The organism is Arthrobacter sp. B0316-5-4 (assembly GCF_059090325.1).
This window is the reverse complement of the sequence record NZ_JBNHFN010000006.1, coordinates 34,794-55,527: the sequence shown is the minus strand read 5'-3', so window position 1 is coordinate 55,527 and position 20,734 is coordinate 34,794. Positions and strand designations below refer to the sequence as shown.

16 protein-coding genes are annotated in these 20,734 nt (G+C 64.3%); 6 read left to right on the top strand and 10 right to left on the bottom strand.

Features of this window, described 5'->3' with window-relative positions; genetic code table 11:
* Positions 1 to 9 precede the first annotated feature (9 nt).
* The gene (locus AC5RU9_RS18445) at positions 10 to 2,703 is read right to left on the bottom strand and encodes an exo-rhamnogalacturonan lyase family protein (RefSeq protein WP_494017579.1); all 2,694 of its coding nucleotides are present in this window, start codon (positions 2,701 to 2,703) and stop codon (positions 10 to 12) included.
* Between the two features lie 306 nt (positions 2,704 to 3,009).
* On the opposite strand from AC5RU9_RS18445, the gene AC5RU9_RS18440 reads away from it, so the two are divergent.
* A complete protein-coding gene (locus AC5RU9_RS18440; protein WP_494017578.1) occupies positions 3,010 to 3,603 on the top strand; it encodes an adenylate kinase in 594 nt (197 codons plus the stop codon).
* On the opposite strand, the gene AC5RU9_RS18435 is transcribed toward AC5RU9_RS18440, so the two are convergent.
* From AC5RU9_RS18435 to AC5RU9_RS18425, 3 genes are read right to left on the bottom strand one after another with little or no spacing between them, the layout of a single operon-like run.
* On the bottom strand, positions 3,600 to 4,349 hold the full coding sequence (locus AC5RU9_RS18435; protein WP_494017577.1) for a glycosyltransferase family 2 protein: 750 nt from the start codon (positions 4,347 to 4,349) through the stop codon (positions 3,600 to 3,602). The genes AC5RU9_RS18440 and AC5RU9_RS18435 overlap by 4 nt on opposite strands.
* On the bottom strand, positions 4,346 to 5,725 hold the full coding sequence (locus AC5RU9_RS18430) for a PIG-L family deacetylase (RefSeq protein ID WP_494017576.1): 1,380 nt from the start codon (positions 5,723 to 5,725) through the stop codon (positions 4,346 to 4,348). The genes AC5RU9_RS18435 and AC5RU9_RS18430 overlap by 4 nt, the downstream gene beginning before the upstream one ends.
* Positions 5,719 to 6,792 carry an acyl-CoA dehydrogenase family protein gene (locus AC5RU9_RS18425; protein ID WP_494017575.1) on the bottom strand — a complete coding sequence of 358 codons (1,074 nt, stop codon included), beginning with the start codon at positions 6,790 to 6,792 and terminating at the stop codon, positions 5,719 to 5,721. The genes AC5RU9_RS18430 and AC5RU9_RS18425 overlap by 7 nt, the downstream gene beginning before the upstream one ends.
* Before the next feature lie 266 nt (positions 6,793 to 7,058).
* On the opposite strand from AC5RU9_RS18425, the gene AC5RU9_RS18420 reads away from it, so the two are divergent.
* Both AC5RU9_RS18420 and AC5RU9_RS18415 read left to right on the top strand, forming a co-directional pair.
* Positions 7,059 to 9,335, top strand: coding sequence for a SulP family inorganic anion transporter (locus tag AC5RU9_RS18420; protein ID WP_494017574.1), 2,277 nt, complete (start codon positions 7,059 to 7,061; stop codon positions 9,333 to 9,335).
* A 220-nt stretch (positions 9,336 to 9,555) separates the two neighbouring features.
* Positions 9,556 to 10,152 carry a DnaJ family domain-containing protein gene (locus AC5RU9_RS18415; protein WP_494017573.1) on the top strand — a complete coding sequence of 199 codons (597 nt, stop codon included), beginning with the start codon at positions 9,556 to 9,558 and terminating at the stop codon, positions 10,150 to 10,152.
* Positions 10,153 to 10,255: 103 nt separating this feature from the next.
* On the opposite strand, the gene AC5RU9_RS18410 is transcribed toward AC5RU9_RS18415, so the two are convergent.
* Complete coding sequence (locus tag AC5RU9_RS18410) at positions 10,256 to 11,584, bottom strand: ammonium transporter (protein ID WP_494017572.1); 1,329 nt, start codon at positions 11,582 to 11,584, stop codon at positions 10,256 to 10,258.
* Positions 11,585 to 11,759: 175 nt separating this feature from the next.
* Complete coding sequence (locus tag AC5RU9_RS18405) at positions 11,760 to 13,043, bottom strand: MFS transporter (RefSeq protein WP_494017571.1); 1,284 nt, start codon at positions 13,041 to 13,043, stop codon at positions 11,760 to 11,762.
* Between the two features lie 115 nt (positions 13,044 to 13,158).
* Between AC5RU9_RS18405 and AC5RU9_RS18400 the strand changes: the two genes are divergently transcribed.
* Complete coding sequence (locus tag AC5RU9_RS18400; protein ID WP_494017570.1) at positions 13,159 to 13,890, top strand: glutamine amidotransferase; 732 nt, start codon at positions 13,159 to 13,161, stop codon at positions 13,888 to 13,890.
* A gap of 210 nt (positions 13,891 to 14,100) precedes the next feature.
* Here the strand turns inward: AC5RU9_RS18400 and AC5RU9_RS18395 are convergent, their stop codons facing one another.
* The 4 genes from AC5RU9_RS18395 to AC5RU9_RS18380 all read right to left on the bottom strand — a co-directional run bounded on the left by AC5RU9_RS18395 (position 14,101) and on the right by AC5RU9_RS18380 (position 18,150).
* On the bottom strand, positions 14,101 to 15,726 hold the full coding sequence (locus AC5RU9_RS18395) for an FAD-dependent oxidoreductase (protein WP_494017569.1): 1,626 nt from the start codon (positions 15,724 to 15,726) through the stop codon (positions 14,101 to 14,103).
* On the bottom strand, positions 15,723 to 16,769 hold the full coding sequence (locus AC5RU9_RS18390; RefSeq protein ID WP_494017568.1) for an alcohol dehydrogenase catalytic domain-containing protein: 1,047 nt from the start codon (positions 16,767 to 16,769) through the stop codon (positions 15,723 to 15,725). The genes AC5RU9_RS18395 and AC5RU9_RS18390 overlap by 4 nt, the downstream gene beginning before the upstream one ends.
* Positions 16,770 to 16,778: 9 nt before the next feature.
* Positions 16,779 to 17,120 carry a YciI family protein gene (locus tag AC5RU9_RS18385; protein WP_494017567.1) on the bottom strand — a complete coding sequence of 114 codons (342 nt, stop codon included), beginning with the start codon at positions 17,118 to 17,120 and terminating at the stop codon, positions 16,779 to 16,781.
* A gap of 133 nt (positions 17,121 to 17,253) precedes the next feature.
* A complete protein-coding gene (locus AC5RU9_RS18380; protein ID WP_494017566.1) occupies positions 17,254 to 18,150 on the bottom strand; it encodes a LysR family transcriptional regulator in 897 nt (298 codons plus the stop codon).
* 88 nt (positions 18,151 to 18,238) lie between these two features.
* Here AC5RU9_RS18380 and AC5RU9_RS18375 point away from each other — a divergent pair, with 88 nt between their 5' ends.
* Complete coding sequence (locus AC5RU9_RS18375) at positions 18,239 to 19,045, top strand: IclR family transcriptional regulator (protein ID WP_257369687.1); 807 nt, start codon at positions 18,239 to 18,241, stop codon at positions 19,043 to 19,045.
* Between the two features lie 238 nt (positions 19,046 to 19,283).
* Entirely contained in the window at positions 19,284 to 20,657 is a 1,374-nt protein-coding gene (locus tag AC5RU9_RS18370; RefSeq protein ID WP_494017565.1) for an MFS transporter, read from the top strand.
* Positions 20,658 to 20,734: the final 77 nt, after the last annotated feature.

Here is a 20,734-nt window from a genome sequence, read left to right as displayed (position 1 = left end):
CCGCGGGAATTACGACGCCGGCACCTCCTTCGGGGCCGCAGTGGACGTCGGTAGCCGGTCGCCGATGAGGGCCAGGTTCTGGATGACTGCCAGTCCGAACTGGGCGGTGTCATTGGTCGACACCGTAGGGGCCTCGTCCACGGGCTGAAGCACATACGGTGGCAGGATTTTCTTGAGCGTGAATGCCTCGGCGTGGTTCAGGTTTTCTCCGCCTTCGGCAAAGCTATCCCATGCCAAGGATGCCAGGTCCGGAGAGCCCAGCTTCGCTGCGGCGTAGGCCGTGAGGCGGCTGTGGGCCTGGGTGAGATAGATGCCGGCCAGGGGTTGGCCGACTTCGGCGGTCTGTTCCTCCGGGGTGGCCAGGAACAGGCGGCAATACTGCATCCATGCTCTTTCGAAGTCCTTGTCCGGCACCAGGCTGATCAGTTCGCTGCAGATTTCCACCAAACCGAACACGGCGCTCAGGTGGGAGACGCTGATGGCTTCCCTGCCGACGTCGAACCTTCCCGCATCAAGGTCGTAGAGCGCCTCTCCGGTCAGGAAGCCGTACTTCAGTTTCCCGATATCGGTCATGGTTCCCAGGAGCCGGTCGCGGGAGCGTGGATTGCCCGTGCGCTCCCAGTCGGTGAGCCACGTAGCGGCAAGGGAACCCCAATCGGTACCGAGCCCGACGCCCAAGGCGCCGCGGTCCGGGCGGTAAGTATCGGCGTCGGGCCTTACCTTGCGGACAGGGTCCAAGCCCAGGAAGTTCCGATCGCTGTCCACGAGCTCGGTGAGGAGGTCGCCGGTGCGTTCGTCGGCGGTCAGGTAGTAGTAGAAGCGCCGGTAGGCCGGGGTGCTGATGCGCAACTGCTTGGCGCTGCAACCCCAGTGCTGAACGTTGTGCCGGGAGCCCAGGCCGCGCCAGGGTCCCAGGTGGTAGACGTCCACCTCGCCGGTGTGGCGGGTCATGGCCTCGGCGTAGCGGAACACGTCTGCGCGGCCAGTGCGGAGGTACATGTACCAAAGCCAGAGGTCGGGTGAGAGCTCGGAGTTGTCCCACGCGTAGCCGCCCACGTCGTAGCGCCACACATGCCGGTCAGCGTCGTAGGTGTGCATCACGTCCCCGTAGTTCCAGAACCCGTACCAGCGGCGTTGCTCGGTCTGGCCCTGATAGAAGTCGAACAGGAAGTCCAGCTTGTCTTCGAGCTCCGCCCGGGCCTGCGTGCTGCGGTCCACGGGAGCCCAGTCACCAAAGACGCCGGCTTTGTGAAGGTACTCCGGTGAGGGTTGCAGCAGCGGGGGAGTGGACGCAGCCTGGGCGTCGACGGCGAGGCTCTCCGTGGACGGCGTGGCGTCGTAGGCGAACAGCGTCAGCTCGTGTGTTCGGGCGATCCCGGTGGGATTGCCGAACCCGGGTTCGTAATCCTCGTACGTGATTTCCAAGCCCTCAAGCTGGTCCTCGAACGTGTCCTGGCCCAGGCCGTCGTGGTAGAAGCGGAGGTCCATGGGCTGGGCTTCGGGGGAGTAGAGCCATGCGGTCAATGTTGCATTGCTTGTTGCGGCGCCGCGAATGTCCAGTTGGCCGGGGTGGGACTGCCAAAAGTCCCTCACCCCGATGCCGAAACCGCCGCGTGGATCGCTCAGCGAACAGAAACCAGCTGACCGGGTTCCGCCGGAAATGCCCACCCATCCGTGGCCGGGCGCCGTCCGTTTGCGCAGCTCGAAGCCGTCAGCAGAAAGTTGGGTGAGGGTGTAGTCGTTCCAACGTGGGATGAGGTGGAGGCGTTCGGAGACCAGTGGGCTCCACTCGGTGAGCGGCGGGGTGGCCTGGCCAGCAACCTGGGCGGCACGCACCGCCTCGCCCGGATCCCGCCGCAGACCAGTCAGGCCGCGGACTGCTTCCACCAGGAATCCGCCGTCAGCACCGGCAATCCGGATGTGGCGGTTATGTGGTTCGCTCTGCAGAGGCACGGTGAACTCCACGCCCAACCCGGCCAGGAAGTCCTCCTCCGCGTCGCCGTCCCAGATGAACGAGTGCACCATCCTGACGCTACGGGCGCCTGCGTAGAAGTAGAAGCGAACGGTGAAGGGGAGCCATTCTTTGCTGCCTTCCTTGGCGCGGTGTTGCCCTTCGATGCGGGCTACTGCCCGAACGGGTCCGCGCTGTTCCACCGTCACACGTGAGACGCGGCTGGCGTAGGCCTCGCGCGTAGTGCTGCCCGGACCTTCTTGCACGCCGTTCTGCAGGAGACTCACCAGCCGCGCGTCCTTCGCTACAGCATTACCGCCGCGACGGAGCTCGCTGAACAGTGTTTCGCCGCGCTTGGGGATGACCATTTCGAGAGTGCCCGTGGAGACGGTGACCGATTTTTCAGTTTCGGTGACCGTCACTTCCGGTGAAGGTTCGACGGCGGCTGCCGGGCCGTCGTCGTGCGTTGACGTTGGGTTGGGTGTGCCCGTTGGCTTGGTGGAGACGCTGTAAGCAGGCGCGGGGTTTTCCGTTGCTCCCAGGGCGATGCCCGCCCACTTGAGCGAACCATCGGGCCAGGTGGCGAGTGGCCAGGCTTGGACGTTGACGGCGCTGCCGCTTGAGTCGCGGACGGTGAGGTGTTCCGCGTCCGCGACGGTGCCGCGCTGGAACGGCATTCCCCATGTTGTGCCGCCGCTGAGTCCTGCGGGCGGTTCACCATCGATCCACGCGATCGGGGCATCCTGAGTCATGATCCATTCCACCTAAAGAGTTGGGAAAACGCTTTCTTTGAGACGTTTCAATAACCTACCCGCGTGGGCGGCAGGCCGCAAGGGCTGGCCGGGTGTTGGTCGTCGGTGGGATGGATAGGGCCTCGGCCCGCTGGCACACCCACGTCCGGGCGTCGCCCACATCCGGACGCCCACGTCCGGGCGTCGCCCACATCCGGACGCCCACGTCCGGGCGTCGCTCACGAAATTTCGGTGGCACAGGTGATCCTCCCGCCGTCGTCGGCGTATGGTTTAAGTCCCGGCCGCCTCTCGAAACGGACCAGTGTCATGGCGCGACTGATCATCATGGGCCCTCCTGGTTCCGGTAAAGGCACGCAGGCGGAGCACATCGCCGGCCACTTCCGGATCCCCGCCATTTCCACTGGAGACTTGTTCCGCACCCACGTTCGCCAAAAGACGGAGTTGGGGGCCGAGGCCAGTGCGTACATGGATCACGGCGAGTTCGTGCCGGACCATGTCACCACTGCCATGCTGAGGCAACGACTGGACGAAGGTGACGCCGAAGAGGGGTTCCTCCTGGACGGCTACCCGCGAACGGTCATCCAGGTTGCTGCCCTGGACGAGATGCTCACCGATCGGGGGCAGGCGCTTGACGCAGCCCTCGCGTTAACGGCCGCGGACCATGAGCTGCTGGCCCGGATGCTCCGCCGCGCTCAGGAGCAAGGGCGAAGCGATGACACAGAGTCCGTCATTCAGCGCCGATTGGAGCTCTACAGGGACCAGACCCAGCCGGTCCTGGCTGCGTACTCAAACCGTGGGATTTTGCTGACTGTGAACGGATCCGGCGAGAGGGAAGCGATCACCAAGGACGCGATTGCCGCCATCGAAAGGGCCTTGGCGGGTAAGGCCGTAGGGGCTTAGCTCCCTGTCGCGGCTGGAAGTTCCGCGCCCAGAGTCCGCAGATACGCTGCGAATCCCTCGGGTGCACGGGCATGGGTCCGGCCGGAGGTGAGAACCCTGATGGAATCCGTCGCAGTCACCCTGAAACCTTGGTGACGGGTGCGCTCCACCAGGCGCCTGTCCTCGTGGGCCCGAAGGTGCGGGAAACCCCCTGCGGCCAAGTATGCCGAGGCCCGGATCCCCAGATTGGCGCCGTAGATGTGCTGGTGGTTTTCGCGAAAGGGGTGGAGTTCCAGCCACTGGCTGAGCACGGCCGGGTCCAGATCATAGGCATCCGGTTCCACGGACCCCAGAACCACGTCCGCGCCGGCGTTAGCCAACCCGACTTGGCGCACCAGCCAGTTCGGGGGAACAACCGAGTCGGCGTCCGTGTTGGCGAGCCATAAGCTCCCTGTGGCCTCCATCGGATGCGAGAGCAGGGCCGTCCGAATACCGTGGTCGCGGCAAGCTCCCGCGCTCCGCAGTTGCACGGCGACGGAAGCAAAGCGTGGGTCGGCGGCGACACGGGCGGCGGTGATCGCGGCCGAACCGTCAGTGCAACTGTCCAGAACCACGGTGACAGTGGCAGGCACACCCGGATGCTCCCGTTCCAGGGTGTCCAACGCTGTACCCAGTGCTGCCAGCGCCCTGCCGATGTGCTGCTCCTCGTCGTGGGCGGGCATGGTGACCGCAATGCGTTGGATCTGCTGCTCGGTGCCCCCGGTCATGTCGGGCCGTCACTGACCGCCGTGGCCGGTGCAACCAAGGTTTCCAGCACGAAGTCCTTCTCGCGGTAGACCCCCAAAGTTGGCCAGGCAAGCTGCTGCCGCGCCATCGAGTGAACGGTCTCCGCGTCCAGCTGCCAGCCGGAGATCGGATGGCGCCAATGGCACAGGAGAAGCGTTCCACCGGGTTTCATGGAGGACTCGATGTGCCCGAACACTCTCGTCAGCTCTTCCGGCGCCAGGTAATAGCCCATCTCGGAGAGCACCACCAGATCAAAGGAACCTTCCGGCCACTCATTCGGGATGGTGAGGTGACGGGCTTCGGCGGAGGAGTACGTGGAAAGCCGCTCAGCTGCCTTTTTTGCCGCAATGCCACTGGCCTCAACACCGAGGAACGCCTTGCAGCGTTGGGCGAGTTCCTCGCTGAGGGTGCCAATGGAGCAACCGAGTTCCAGCCCGGATTCGTACGATTCCTCCGGGAGGGCTGCCAAGGTCAGTGCGCGTTTTCGGCGCTCGTACCAGCTGGTGGTGTAGGCCCAGGGATCGTCTCCCTTGGCGTGGACTTCATCAAAGATCCGTTCAGCGTCGGCCGCGGTGTTGTTGCCTGCCTTCGACGGTTGCCAGGCGAAGGTTTCCCACGGCCTTTCGAAGTGCTCCAGGAAAGTCGCCGACAACAAGGTCCCGTCGCCCGGTTGCTCCGATAACGGTTCAATCTGGGACGTGTGGGCGCCCATGGCTTTCGCCTTCGCCTCCTGCTCGTGGCTGGTCAATGGCACCCGCACCCACGACTGCCACGTGGCGTCGTCGAGGCCAGCCCACAACCAATACCAGATGGGGTACTCCAAGAGGCCGTGGCTGTCCTCTTCCGCAACCTTGGCCGCTGTTGCGCCCAGGGCATCGTGGTCGGTGTGGCCGTCCTCGCGGTACGGAGCAACAATGACGATGTTCTCCGGTGGTCGTCCAAGCGCCGAAATCGCGTCGCGTACGGCCTCAGCAATGCGGCCACTGTTGGCCGCCAACTGGCCGTCGGGCAGTCCCAAAAACTTCCAGGTCGCGCTGGGAGTCAACGCGGACACACCCTTGTCGAACTCAGCGAGCCTCACGGCGGCAAGCTGTTCCGGCGTCGTCGTTGGTGACTCCGGGTGGGATGCTTCACCGGCCGTGCACAGCAAGAGTTCCACCGCGGCTCCGGACGAATGCAGTTTGGCCAGGAAGCCGCCGCCGCCCAATGTTTCATCGTCCGGGTGCGCGGCCAGGACGACGAAAGCCATGTCCGCGAGTTCGTCTTGGCCCAAAGGGAGCTCGGGCAGCGCGGCGACGCCGCTGGCCAACCATTCCGGTTCCGTCGTGCCCGTGTCCGTGTGCGAAAAAGCTACCACCGGCGGTCCCCTTTCAGCACCAGCGCCCCCAGTTGGGCGTCGTCCCGCATGGCGTGATGCTGGCGGATATAGAGGGACAAATCCGCCATCCGCTTGCCGTACTGTTCGTTGAATGCCAACGGCCCGGGGCCCAGGTTTTGGGTCACCAGGGTTTGGACGCGTTCGACGGCGGAGGCAACGGTTCCGCGGGCGCGCAAGGCTTCGGGCCAGGGGCTTTCGCCCTCGTCGCCTGAATCTGCGAGGTCGCCGGCGTCGATGCGCTCAGCCGTTTGAGCCAAGTATCCGGTGACGGAGGCGATGATCCTGTCCACCTCGCCAAGGGAGGCGAGGGCGATCTGGTCCGGTTCCCGGCCGTTATCCGATGCCCTGGCCAGGGAGTTGCGGAAGTCCCGAGCCACAGCCACGGCGCCGCCCAGCCAGCAGGCGGCCACGCCCATCCCACCCCAGGCGAAGCCAGGACGCTCGAAATACCAGCCCGCGCCGCCGACGGCTGTAGCTGGGACATGGTCGAAGTGCACCGTTCCGCTGGGGATTTCCCTGAGCCCGCGGCTGGTCCATTCGGGGGTTTCGGCTGTCACGCCGGAGTGCTTGAGGTTCACGGCGAAGGCGGCCCGGGTATTGTCCCCGGCGACATGTGCGGTGATGATTGCCCCATCCAGCTGTGCCGCTAGGGAGCACCACGGCTTTGAGCCGCTGAGGACAAAGCTGCCGTCAGCTTCCTGCTTGGCCTCGAGCTTCAGGCCCGGGCCCTCCGCCGCGAAAACGCCCCACGTTCCTTTAGGTTGGGGCTGCTCCGCCTGGGTCAGAATCCCGACGGCGTCAAGGTGCGGTTCGAGCACGCGCCCCGCAGCGACGTCCACGGCCGTGACCGAAGCCAGCAGCTCCCACAGTTTCGCCGTGTTGCCATCACCAGGTGTGGGAGCCGTCTGTCCGATTGCCTCCGCGATGGCCAGCAACGCCGGGACATCGCCCACTGCCGCGCGCACCTTCTCCAGGACGGGCTCCAGTGCTTGCAGTTGTACGGGCACGGAGCTGATGCGTACGGGCTGCACTTCTGTATCGCTCATAGGAACCAGCCTATTCTAAGGAACCTTAGTTTAGGTGCGGCCGGCAAGACGACGACGGCGGGAGGTGCCCGCCGTCGTTCGTTTGCCACGCCGAACACCGATCACAGGAACCCCTCCAACGAGCCCCACCCCCGCAAAAGTTCCCCTTGGTCCCAAGATGAAGCGCATCTTCACAGCTTTTGTCATGCTTGTCACATCTTGTTGTCATTAACCGTGACAGGTTCCGTAGCTTGGAGGAGTCAGCACTCCCGAGCCAAAGGAACACCATGCCGCAGTCCAACGAATCCGCCACCATCCCTACCGATTCGCACAGCCCGCCCGGACGACGCAGGCCAAGCTTCCTCAGCAACCTGGGTGCGGACCTCCCCGCGTCCCTGGTGGTCTTCCTCGTAGCACTCCCGCTTTCGCTCGGCATCGCCGCAGCTTCAGGTGCTCCGATCATGGCCGGCCTCATTGCCGCAGCCGTTGGCGGCATAGTTGCAGGAAGCTTGGGTGGTTCTCCTCTGCAGGTGAGCGGCCCAGCCGCCGGGCTGACCGTCGTCGTCGCCGGCTTGGTAGCCGAGTTCGGCTGGCAGGTTACCTGCGCCATCACCGCTGCGGCCGGCGTCGTGCAGCTACTCATGGGAGTCAGCCGCATTGGCCGCGCGGCGCTGGCAGTGTCGCCGGTAGTGGTCAAGGCCATGCTTGCGGGCATCGGGATCACCATTATCCTGCAGCAACTCCACGTGCTGCTGGGCGGCCAAGCCGCGGGCTCCGCCGTCGAGAACCTGGCGGCCCTCCCCGCAGCCATCACCAACGTCGAGCTGCATTCGGCGCTGCTGGGCCTGGCCGTCGTCGTGATTCTCCTGGCCTGGAAGTACCTTCCCGCGATGGTGCGGAAAGTTCCCGGGCCGCTGGCCGCCGTCGTCGCCGTGACAGCGCTGTCAGCGGCAGTGGCGCCAAACGTTGAGCGAATCAGCTTCAGCGGTTCAACTCTGGACGCCGTCGCCTTGCCCAGCCTGCCCGACGGCAACTGGCGCGCCGCAGCGATGGCCGTCATTACCGTGGCGCTGATCGCGAGCATCGAATCCCTGCTGTCCGCCGTCGCCGTAGACAAAATGGGCGGCTCGCGGACCAACCTGAACCGTGAGCTCGTCGGCCAAGGCTCCGCCAATGTGGTCTCCGGCATGCTCGGCGGACTCCCGGTGACCGGCGTGATCGTCCGCAGTGCCACCAACGTCGAAGCCGGAGCCAAAAGCCGAACCTCGGCCATCCTGCACGGCGTGTGGGTCCTGGTGTTCTCGATGTTGTTCGCCGGTCTCATCCAACTGATCCCCATGTCCGTGCTCGCAGGCCTCTTGTTGGTCATCGGTGCCAAGCTCATCAAAGTCGCCGACATCCGCACCAGCCTCCGCACCGGCGACCTGCTGGTCTATGCAGTGACGTTGGTGTGCGTCGTGGCGCTGAACCTCCTCGAAGGTGTCCTCATCGGCCTGGCTCTCGCTGCTGTCTGTGTGCTTTGGCGGGTGCTCCGCGCTCAAATCCATGCGCACGCGCCCGCCGGTTCGGGGCTGTCGTGGCGGGTCACCATTGCCGGCTCGTGCAGCTTTTTCGCGCTCCCGCGGCTCAACCGCGTCCTGCATTCCGTGCCCGAAGGCCAGGACGCTGTGGTGGAACTCAACGCCGACTACCTCGACCACGCCTTCCGTGAAGCCCTGGTTGCCTGGCAGAAGCAGCAGCGCAACACCGGCGCGTCGGTGATCCTCGAAGAGCATGGCACCACCGCTTTCACCGACGCCGAGGACAACACGCCCCAGCGCCAGGACCCGCGTGAATTTCCGCTTCCGCCCAAAACGTCCTGGTTGCCGTCGGGTGCAGACACAACAGCAGACGACGACGGTGGCCGGCTTCCGCTGCGGTCGATCCTCCTGGGCATCGACAAATACCATCGACGCCACGCGGACAAGGTCCGGCCCTTGGTTCAGGATCTGACGGAAGGCCAGAATCCGGACACGCTGTTCGTGGCCTGCGTCGATTCCAGGGTCAATCCCAACCTGATCACCAGCAGCGGACCGGGCGACCTCCTTACCCTGCGGAACATCGGAAACGTGGTGTGCAGCGACGGCCGCGATGCTTCGATCGACTCCGCGCTCTCCTTCGCCGTCAAGGGGTTGTCCGTGGACTCGATCGTCATCTGCGGGCATTCAAACTGCGGTGCGATGAAAGCTGTCATTGCCGACTTTGAAGGCGCCGGACCTGCGCTGGGCACGGGCTTCGATTCGTGGCTGGAGCATGCCCGCCCAAGCTACTCGGCCCTGCTTTCCGGACACCCCGTGGCATTGGCCGCAGCTGCCGAGGGCTACAGCCGCTTGGACCAACTCAGCATGGTCAACGTAGCTTTGCAGCTCAGGAAGCTTGAGGACCACCCAGTGACCGGGCCGGCCCTCGCTTCGGGAGAACTGCAGGCCACCGGTTTGTTCTACGACATCTGCACGGCCCGCGTTGTGCTGGTGACTCCCGAGGGCATCGAGCAACTCGATCCGAGCATGGCGGTTCGTTCCTAGCTCCAGCGGCGGACCTCCACCACGCAGCGGCGGACCTCCACCACCCACTTTGAGCCGACAACCAGCCCCGACACCCCGCTTCCACGGCGTGTCGGGGCTGGTTCGTTTCCATAGTGGGTGGTGGGGGTACAGGCCGAATCAGGGCCAATGTGCGGAATACTTGGAACCAGAACCACGATGTCCGGCAGGAGAGGACTGCCGTGCGAGGAGGTGGCAGAACGTGAATGCCGAGAACAACGCCTTCAGGCGCAGGCTTGAGCGCGGCGCCGAGTTACGCGCCGTGCGTGGTTGGGGCGGGAACGCGGAAGAAGACGCTGAGATCGAGGCCGCCGATGCCCAGGAGCGGGAGAAGCGCCGGAAGGTGGACGATGCCGCCAGGGTTGAGTACCTGATCCGCGACGCCATGGACCAGGGAAAATTCGACAACCTCAAGTACGCTGGCAAACCCATCCCGGGCCTGGGGGAGCATTATGACCCGGACTGGTGGGTCAAGGGCCTCATCCAACGCGAACGGCTCAGTGGCATCGGCCCACCCGCGATTCTATTGCGGATCGAGGACACCGAGCTCGATGCCAAGCTGGACCAGCAGTACACAGAGAAACAAGTCCGGGACATCCTTGAGGACTTCAACAAACGGGTGATCGAAGCCAGGCGGCAACTCCAGGGCGGCCCACCCGTGATCACCAAGCTCCGCGAAGTAGACGCAGAACTGGAACGGTGGCATCAGCGAAGGGCCGCCGCGGCTCCTCCCGAGCCGGAGGCCGCGCCGGTGTCCAGACGGACATGGTGGCAGCGCATCTGGAACGGTTCCGGCTAACCCAACTGAGCACAGGTGCGACCTGGTTGGGTGGGGCGCACAAAACAGCAGCCGACGGCGGAACCCGGGTTCCGCCGTCGGCTGCTGTTCGTTTGTGGTGCTGTCAGGCGAAGCTGTCTTCCTTGGCATGTTCGGACCTGGGCGCGGCGGGCTTCCGGCCGATCAGTGCGGACAGGTGTGCCTGCTGCTGGCGGAAGTGTCCGTGAGCAGTGAGCCCGAACTCGTAGGCCGACTCGGCGTGCTGGGTGAGGTCCACTCCGGTGACTTCGTGCTCCAGGGGAACCCGGAAGCCGATGGTCTTGTGGATGGCCCGGCCGATGACCAGGGTGCCCACGCCGGAGAGCGCGATGGTGACCAGCACGGCCATGGTCTGTGCAATGAGCTGCTGCGGACCGCCCCCGTAGAGGAGGCCTCCGGCGACGCCGTCCTGCGGGAAGGCGATGAAGCCCAGGGAGAGCGTGCCGATGACACCGGCGCCGAAGTGGACACCCACCACGTCAAGGGAATCGTCGAAACCGAACTTGTACTTCAGGTCCACGAACACTGCGCAGGCGGCGCCGGCCACCAAGCCCAGGCCCAGTGCCGCGAGCGGGGTGATGTTGGCGCAGGAAGGGGTGATCGCGACGAGGCCGGCGACTACACCGGATGCCGCACCCAGTGAGGTGGGGTGCCCGTGACGGACCTTCTCCACGACGAGCCAGCTGAGCATGGCCGCCGCCGGGGCCACCAGGGTATTGACCCAGATGAGGCCGGCCTGCGCGGCGGTAGTGGCAGCGCCACCGTTGAAACCGAACCAGCCGAACCACAGGATAGCTGCGCCGATCATGATGAACGGCACGTTGTGTGGGCGGTGGTTGGGGTCTTTGGCGAAGCCGTGACGCTTTCCCACGATCAATGCGAGGACGAAAGCGGCGGTTCCGGAACTGACCTCAACCACTGCACCGCCGGCGAAGTCGATGACCTGGCCGAAAATCTCCGTGAGGGCACCGCCGGCGCTCATCAGGCCACCGCCCCAGACCATGTACGCCAAGGGGCAGTAGACCACCGTGACCCAGATCGGGACGAACAAGGCCCAGGCGCCGAACTTGGCCCGGTCCGCGATTGCACCGCTGATGAGGGCCACGGTGATGATGGCGAAGGTTGCGGCGAAGCCTGCCTTGATGAGGTCGGGGGATCCCATCAGGTCCTGCAGGCCGAAGTGCGCGAAGGGGTTGCCGAACAGGCCCAGGATGCCGTCGCCGGTGGTCATGGAGTACCCCCACAGGACCCACACCACGCCCACGATGCCGGCGGAGATGAAGCTCATCATGATCATGTTCAGGGCGGCCTTGGCACGGGTCATGCCGCCGTAGAACAGGCCGAGGCCCGGGGTCATGAATAGCACCATCGCCGATGACAACATCAGCCAGACGTGTTGCGCAGAGATCTCCACCTGCGTTCCCTTCTGATCAAGCCTGTCCTAAACGGGCCTGGATTTGTCCGGCCCTCGCTAGCCCCCCGATCAATATTCGGTGAGCTATGTTTCCGACTCAGAAGAGCTAAGTTGCAGGTAAGTTACAGAAATCCCTCGTTCGTGAAGATCACGTCACTGGCATGTTTCGAAAATGTTAACGGCGCTTCTCCCGCGGCCCTGCTGGGTAGCCGCCGCGGCGGCTGGCGATGATGATCACCAGCGCGATGGCAGTGGGAATGGCCGCGGCAAACGGGACAAGTTGGGCTCCGACGCTGGTGAGGGCGAAGGCTCCATAGACCGCTCCGACGGCGATGCCCAGTTGGATGGTCACCACAGTGAGGCCGTTGGCGGCATCTTTGTGTTCCCCACCTGCGCGGAGAATCGCCGCCTGGTTGTAGATACCCACCGCACCGAACGCGATTCCCCACAAAGTCATGAGGCCAAACGCGCCCACCCAGGTGCCACCCAGTGCCGGGAGCAATGCGAATGCAAGCGTCAACAGTCCGACGGCGGCAATCACCGAGCGGCGTGGGTGCGAGTCAGCGGTCATGCCGGCAATCCAGATACCTACCAGGCTGGCGACTCCCACCACGGAGAGGGAAAGGCTGGTGGCGGATTCCGGGAGCCCGGAGGCCAGCAGAAACGGTGCCACGTAGGTGAAGAGCGTGAAGTGGGCAAGCAGCAGGAGGGGCCATGCGATGGCGATGGCGACGACGCCGGGCAGTTTCATCGCTGCCCGCAATGACGGAGCTTTCTGGCTGGCGTGGTCGTGGGCCCCCGGGAGAAGCCAGAAAGCCAGCACTGCCAGGAGCACACCCACCCCAGCCAGGACCAGGAAGGAAGCACGCCAGGTCATCAGCGATCCCATCAAGGTCCCGATGGGCGCTCCCACGGCCAACGCAATACTGTTGCCGCTGAAGACAACCGCCATGGATTTACCTACGGAGTGCGCGGGAACGATGCGCGCCACATACGGTGCCATGCTGGACCACAGCATGCCGTGGGCGATGCCGCCGAGGAGCCTGGCCCCGATCGCCCATCCCAGGGTGGGGCTCAACGCCAAGAGCACATTGCTTAGGGCGAAGGCCAGCACGGTGGCGATCAGCAGGGTCTTCCGGGGAACCCTTCCGGCCAGGAACCGTGAAAGCGGCAAGGCCGTGAAAACGATGATGGCCGCATACACCGCTGTCAGGGAACCCACGGCGGACTCGTCAACACCCAAGTCGCGGCTGATTTGGGGGAGCAAACCCGAGGGCAGGAGTTCGGTGGTCACCGCCGTGAAGCCGGCTGCCGCCAAAACAAGGAGTCCGCCCCAAGGGATCTTCTTGGGCTGCTGCCTTTCTACGGCGGGCGCCTCGGGCGATTGCGGTTGGACGACCACAGGGTCCTGCTTCAAATATTGCTCCTCGGGGATGGGCCGTGCTGGGGGGCTGTTCATAGGGGGTTGAGTCAACCCTATGCAGCCAAAGCGGACTGTGGGAGTCTCTGTCAGAAACCCCCTCCTTCCAGCAACACACTTTGTCCGCCAGTCATTCCTCGCGCAGACTGGCCTTGTGAAGCCCTTTCTTTTGCTGGCCACCCGCGCCGAAGACGCCGCAGCCGAAGACGAGTATCAGGCCTACCTTCGATACTGCGGCCTGAAACCTGAAGAACTGGTCCGTTTGCGGTTGGAATCCGAGCCATTGCCGCCCCTTGAACTCTCCGATTACTCCGGAGTGATCGTTGGTGGCAGTCCCTATACGTCCAGCGATCCGATGGAGGAGAAGGACGCAGCCCAGATTCGGGTGGAGGCGGAACTCTCAGCGCTCCTGGATCGGATCGTGGCCGAGGACTTCCCGTTCCTCGGCGCCTGCTACGGGGTCGGCACCCTGGGTGTGCACCAGGGCGCCGCCATCGATCGCCGTTTCGGTGAACCAGTAGGGGCAACGGAGATCAAGCTGACCGCTGAGGGCGAGCGCGATCCCCTGCTTAAAGACGTCCCGCACACGTTCGACGCGTTCGTCGGGCACAAGGAGGCGTGCAGCAAACTGCCTGCCCACGCGGTTCTGTTGGCGAGCTCGGCAGCGTGCCCTGTGCACATGTTCAGGATCAAGAACAACCTCTACGCCACCCAGTTCCACCCCGAACTCGACGCCGACGGCCTCATCACCCGCATCAACATCTACAAGAACTCCGGCTACTTCCCGCCGCACACAGCGGACGAGCTCATTGAAACGGCCCGGAGCTCATCGGTGACGGAGCCCATGCGTGTCCTGCGGAACTTCACGGAGCTCTACGCCCGCTAACCCCTCCGTTGGGTGGCCTGCTTTGCAGGGTTTGGTGGGTGGATACCCTGCGGATTGGGCCTCGCAACGTGGGGTGTGTTTGTTGTGTGGCCTGCTTTGCAGGGTTTGGTGGGTGGGTACCCTGCGGATTGGGCCTCGCAACGCGGGGTGTGAACGCGGAACGCCCGACGGCGGTAGTCGCCGTCGGGCGTTTGCGTCCCCCAAGCGCGGCTACTTTAGCCGCGCCGCCAGGTCCTCGCCCACGGCGAAGGCCCGGGTGATCGCAGAGCCAAGGGTTGCCCCACCGCCCGGATAGTTGTTCCGGAAGACACCGGCCGAGACGTTGCCCGCAGCGTAGAGCCCCGGAATCGATTGCTGCCGATGGTCCAGCACCCGCCCGTTGAAGTCCGTGGCCAGCCCACCCGACGTGCCCAGGACCCCTGCATGGATGGGCGCGGCGTAGAACGGAGGCGTAAGCAAAGGCGCCAAGCAAGGATTGGGCGTGTTGCCGGCGTCGCCCAGAAAGCGGTCCTGCGGTGTCGATCCCCGCCCAAATTCCGTGTCCACGCCCACGGCCGCGTCGGCGTTGAACCGCGAAACCGTCGACTCCAGGCCAGCCGGATTGATGCCCACCTCCTTGGCCAGCAGCTCCAGGCTCGGCGCGGACACCATCCATTCAGCGGGTTCGCCGGGCACAGACCCCGCCACCGGGTACTTGGCGAGATAGTCCGCGTCGAACACCAACCACGCGGGATTGTTTTGCTGCCTGCCCGTGTGCGGATTGATGGACGCGAAGACCCGGCAGGCATCGTGATAATTCAACGCCTCGTTCACGAAGCGCTTCCCGTCGCTGTTCACAGTGATGGAACCCGGGAGCGTCATTTCCACGTTCCCCATGCGGCCCGAACGCCGGCCGTCGTACTGATGGGCCGCCGTCGAAATAACCGGGACACCCCACACAGCCGACATGTCCTCAACAGCCGCTCCAACGGTTAGCCCCAGCTCCAGGCCGTCGCCCTCGTTGGATGGGGCACTGATCGGCGTCACAGGATACGGAAGGAAAGCGGAACGTAGGCGCGGATTCCATTCGAATCCGCCCGAGGCAAGCACGACGGCGGTCGCTGCCACCGGGGCCCCGGCGGTACCGCCCAGGGTCACCAGCCACCCGGTCCCGGTGCGCGACAACTCCTCCACAGGGCTCGACACCACGATGTGGACCCCGCGGTCCAAGGCGCTCGCAACCAGGCTTCCCACCAGTGCCCCGCCCATGGTCCGGATGCCCGCGGATGCGCGGTGCTCCAAGAGCAAAGGGTCAGCTGCGCGGCCGTTGAGTTCGTCCCGCTCGGTCATGGTGAGCAACGGAAAGTACGACGACGGCCGGATCAGCTCCGCCAGGCCCGGGTACTCCTGGGGGTCGAACGCGTTGTTGTCCAAGCCCCTGCCACCGTTCGCGGCACCCTTCCACTCCATGTGGTAATCGGGGCGGGCGATGGGAACCATGGAGACTTTGGTGTTCGTGTTGAGGAACTCGACGGCTCGTGGCGCAGTGGAGACGTACCAGTCGATTTCCCCGGCCGTCATCACATGGCCAGCCGCCTCGGTGAGGTAAGCAACGCCGTCGGCATGGCTGTCCTGATACCCGGCCGCCCTGGCGAGATGGTTGTTGGGCGCCCACATGACGCCGCCGCCGGCCGCCGTCGTACCGCCCAAGAGCGAAGCCTTTTCAACAACCAGGACGCTTAGTCCGGCGTCGGCCCCGCGGACGGCGGCAACCAGCCCTGCCGCGCCACTGCCCATAACCACGACGTCGTAGCTTGGGTTGAGTTGGCCGGTTTCGGTGGGGATGGGGGTACTCATGCGACACCCGCCGCCGGCATCTCAATGAGGATCTTGCCAATCTTTTCCGTGCGTCCCTGCATGAGGTGGAATGCTTGCTGGAGATCGGCGAGGGCGAAGCGGTGTGTCATGAGGGCCCGGGCCTGTTCAGGGTGGCGGGACAACAATGCGAGGCCGTCAGGTATGAGGTTCAAGCTCATGCGGCTGCCCATGATGTCCAGTTCCTTGTAGGGGATGTCCTTCATGGAAACGTTGGCCTGCCGTGGGGAGATACCCACTTGGACGATCCTCCCGGCGCTGGCAACCAGCCTGATGGCGTTCTCCAGCGATGAAGGAACGCCCGTTGCTTCCATGACCAGTTGTGGCCCGTAACCGTCGGTTAGTGCGTCCATGCGCTGAGCCTGATGGGCGTCGGGGAACTCGATTCCTGGCGTCACCAGGAGCGTGTCCACGGCCCCGAATTCGATGGCGAGGTCCAAACGATGCTGCTCGGTATCGGCACAGATCACCTTGACGCCCAATTCCGTCAGGTAGAGCGTGGCCAACAAACCGATGGGCCCGCTTCCCAGCACCAGCGCTGTTTCCCCGGGTTCTGGACGGCCCCGGTTCACAGCCTGCATGGCGATGGAAGCAGGTTCGCCCATGGCTCCGATGTCCAGCGGAAGTTCGTCGGGCACTGGGTGGAGTTTATCCAGGGGGACGCTGATCAGTTCAGTGAGCGCACCATCCGAGTAACAACCCAGGCAGCCGACATTCTGGCAGACGTTATACCGGCCGCTCAGGCAGGGGCGGCACTGGCCGCAGGAGATGATGGGGTTCACCGCAACGCGGTCTCCCACAGTGAAGCCTTGGGTCTCTGGGGCAAGAGCTTCGACGATTCCGGAGAATTCGTGCCCCTGGATCAGGGGCAACTCTGTGGGGTAGTCGTCCTCCCAGATGTGGAGATCGGTGCCGCAGAGGGTGACGTTGTGGACTCGCACCAGGGCATGGCCGGGTTTCAGGGCGGGCTCAGGGGATTCCTGGAACTCAATGGTTTCCCGGGAGACTGTGATGGCTGACAGCATGCGGGAACCTCAGTTCCGGCCGGCGGGCTGCGTGGCGGGCTGGCCGGCCGGTTGAGCGGGCTGCGCGGCGTCGGCGCCGAAGAAGATGTTCCACTGCCGAACCGTGCGCTCATCAATGAGCCCGGCTTCGTGGAACGGGTCCTGGTCCATGAGGGATTCGACGTCTGACTTGGATTCACCCGCGATGATCAGCAGGGCGCCCGGAGCTTCCTCCGGTCCGAAGGGTCCGCTTTTCAGGAGCCGGCCTTTTTCGAACTGGGCTTTGAGGAACTCCACGTGGACTGGCCGGACCACGTCCCGTTGGGCGGCCGTGGAATCGGAGTAGGAGTAGGTGACAGCAAAAGTGGCCATGAGGGTGTCCTCTTCATTGAGTTGATGGGGCTTCCTCAATGCTGGGCAACGTATTAGGACTTGTCCAATACTTAGTTAGTCAAGAACTATGTGCAATTTCCACATAGTCGGCTAGGCCAGGGCTAGGGCAAGCTCAGGTCGTGGGTGTGGGGAGTACCATCTCGGCTACCCGAAGGGCGGCCCGGAGCGCGGGCGACACGGCACCCGCGTTCCACGCCAGTCCGGAGAACAGCAGGACGTCGTCGCCGTCGAGCGGCAGGAACACTGTCCCGGCTGGCATGATCCCCTCGATCGATTCCGGCATGAGGCTGATCCCCACCCCACTGGCTACCAGGGAAAGGGCGGTGTAGGGATCCGCAACTTCTTGGCTGATCCTTGGCCGGAAGCCTGCGGCAGCGCAGGCAGCGAAAGTGACTTCCCGCAGGGTGGACCCCTGCGCGGCCGGCATGGTGATGAAGGGGTCCCCGGCAAGATCCAGCAGGTCAACCGACGACCGACCCGCAAGGGGGTGGTCTGTGGGTAAGGTGGCGCCCAAACGCTCCGTAGCTATGCGGCGGGTGGCCAAGGAAGGGGCGTCCACGGGAAGGCCGATGAATGCGAGGTCCAAGGACCCGTTGCGCAGTTGCTGGAGTGCTTCCTGGGTCAGCAATCCACCATGCAGCGTCACATCGAGTTGGGGATACTCCTGGCGCAAAGCACGGGTCAGCGGCGGGAGCGTGGTGTGGTTCAAAGCCCCGGAAAAGCCGATGGCCAGCTTGCCGTAGACGGTTCCGTTGCCGGCGTTCACGGCCCTCTGCGCCAGGTCCACTTCCTCAAGGATCCGGCGGGCATGCGGAAGCAGCGAGTGGCCGGCAGTGGTCAGTGTGACGGACCTGGTGTTGCGCTCAAAAAGTGGTGCGCCCAGACCTTTCTCGAGCTTCTTGATGGTCTGGCTCAGTGGTGATTGCGCCATGCGAAGCCGCTCAGCCGCCCGGCCAAAGTGCAGTTCCTCGGCTACAGCCAGGAAGGCCTCGATTTGCCGCAGTTCCACAGTGCCTCCCAGGTTTACGGATCCAGTGCAAGGCTATATTGGGTTCTGGTTCCGGGTGAAAGCAGCCGGACGGTTCAACGGAGGCACCATGGCTAACTCGGCGTCGGGGGAGTCCGTCATTGAGCGTGTCGTGAAGATCATGGATGCGTTCTCCAAGGGCCAGCCGTGGCTCCCGCTGAAGGAACTCGTCCGGATCACCGGGATGTCCAGCAGCACGGTGCACCGGCTTGCCATGGACCTGGCATCCAATGGCCTCCTTGAACGAAACGAGGCCGGTGAATTCGGCGTCGGCATGAAGATGTGGGAGTTGGCCTCGAGGAGCAATCCCCTGGAGGAGTTCCGGCGTCGTGGGCTGCCGTTCCTGGAAGGTGTCCATGCAGCCGTCAGGGAACATGTGTCCTTGTCGATCCCGGATATCGAGTCCAACAGCGTCCTCTACCTGGAACGGTTGGACCGGCACGGAACGGTCATGAACCTGGCTGAGGTAGCCGGGCGGTTGGACATCCACACCACGTCTTCAGGAATGGCCATGATGGCGCACATGCCCGGCTGGGTCCAGGATCGGTTCATCGCTGGGAAGTTGGAGAAGACCACCCCCGCCACTGAGACAGATCCGGCCCGTCTCAGGAGCAACCTTGCCCTCATCCGCGAGCGCGGCTATGCCCGTCTGGTGGGTGTGCTGGTGGCTGAAAACACTGCCTTTTCGGTGCCTGTGTTTGGCCAGGGCCAGGCAGTCATTGGTGCGATTTCCGTCGTCGTGCCTTCCGTTGACGAGGATGCCGGGCTGATCCTGCCGGTGTTGGTGGCCGCAGGCCGCGGCCTGTCCAGAACCATGGGTGCTGAACGCCGGCCCTACGGATCCCGTCCCTGGTTGTCGCAGGCTGGTTCCGCGTAGCCAAAGAGTGTGTCCCGTTCAACGGGAAGTTCGTCCACACGGTGTGACCTGGGTCCTACAGTCGATCCCAGAGGAACAATCGTCAGTGATCTGGAGCACACATCCGGAGCCGTTATCAACGGCAACAAGGTGGGCTGCACAACAAAGCGGCAGCCGGCGATCCGGACCTCATCTAATTCTTTGCCGGGCAAGGCACCATGGCGGTGCCACTTCCCGCGGCACTCAATGAGGAGACAGTATGGGACACGTGCAGCAGCACTCGCCCTCGGATGTAAACGAACCGGCATCGCCAGTTGGAACAGAGCCGGTTGACCACGTCAAAATGCCCAAGAAGGCAGCACTCGCTTCCTTCCTGGGCTCCACCCTGGAGTACTACGACTTCTTCATCTACGGCACGGCCGCAGCCCTGATCTTCCCCACGATCTTCTTCCCGGGAGGCGATCCCGTGGTTGCCTTGCTCGGAGCCATGGCGACGTTCGGTGTCGGCTACCTGGCCAGGCCGCTGGGCGGGCTCGTGATGAGCCACTACGGTGACAAGATCGGACGCAAGCAGGCGCTGATGGTCACGCTGGTGATCATGGGCCTCGCCTCGATCGGTATCGGTTTCCTGCCCACCTATGGGCAGATCGGCTACTGGGCAACAGCGTTGTTGCTGGTAGGCCGTCTTGCCCAGGGCTTCTCCGCAGGTGCCGAATCCGCTGGCGCCTCCACCCTGACCATGGAGCACTCACCGGAAGGCCGCAGGGCTTTCTTCACCAGCTTCGTGATGACCGGTTACGCCTCGGGAATGGTGTTGTCCACCATCGTGTTCATCCCGCTCGCAGCCCTGCCCGAAGACCAGCTCCTCAGCTGGGGTTGGCGGGTGCCGTTCTGGCTCTCGGTTGTGGTGCTGGCTGTGGCCTACTGGATCCGGACCCGTTTGGACGAGCCGCCCGTCTTCGAAGAAATCGTGGAGAGCAGCAAGCCCAAGGCCATCCCCGCCGTCGCAGTCCTCAAGACCCAATGGCGCGACGTCCTGCGCGTCGGCGTAGTGATGCTGTTCTCCGTCATGCAAACCACCTTCACCGTGTACGCACTGGCCTATGCCACTGGACCGGCCGTGGGCATCGACCGCACGCTCATGCTCACCGTGAACGCTGTGACCATCGGCCTCTCGATGGTCACCATCCCGATCTCAGCCATGATCTCCGACCGTATTGGCCGGAAGAAGGTCCTGCTGGTGGGCGCCGTCGGCTGCGCACTGACTACGGTGGGTTACTTCTGGGCCATCAGCGAGCAGAACATCGCGTTGATCTTCCTGTTCGGCTTCCTCAACATGACAGTCTTCTACTCCTGCTGGAACGGGGTGTGGACGGTCTTCTTCCCGGAAATGTTCCCCGCCGCTGTCCGCTACTCCGGCATGGCGATCGGCAGCCAGATCGGCCTCATCCTGGCCGGATTCGCACCCGCTATCGCTACGCTCCTGGCCCAGCCCGGGCCGAACGGTTGGATGCCCGTGGCGGGCTTCACCATCCTCTGCCTGGCGGCCTCGGCCATCGCCATCATGACGGCCCGCGAGACCTACAACGTTCCGCTTGAGGATCTCGGCAAACCGCGCGCGGCACGCACCTAACGAACAAACCACGACGCCGGGCGGCACCTTCCAGCCGCCCGGCACCCGCCCCGGCTCAACAAGCAACCACCCAGTCC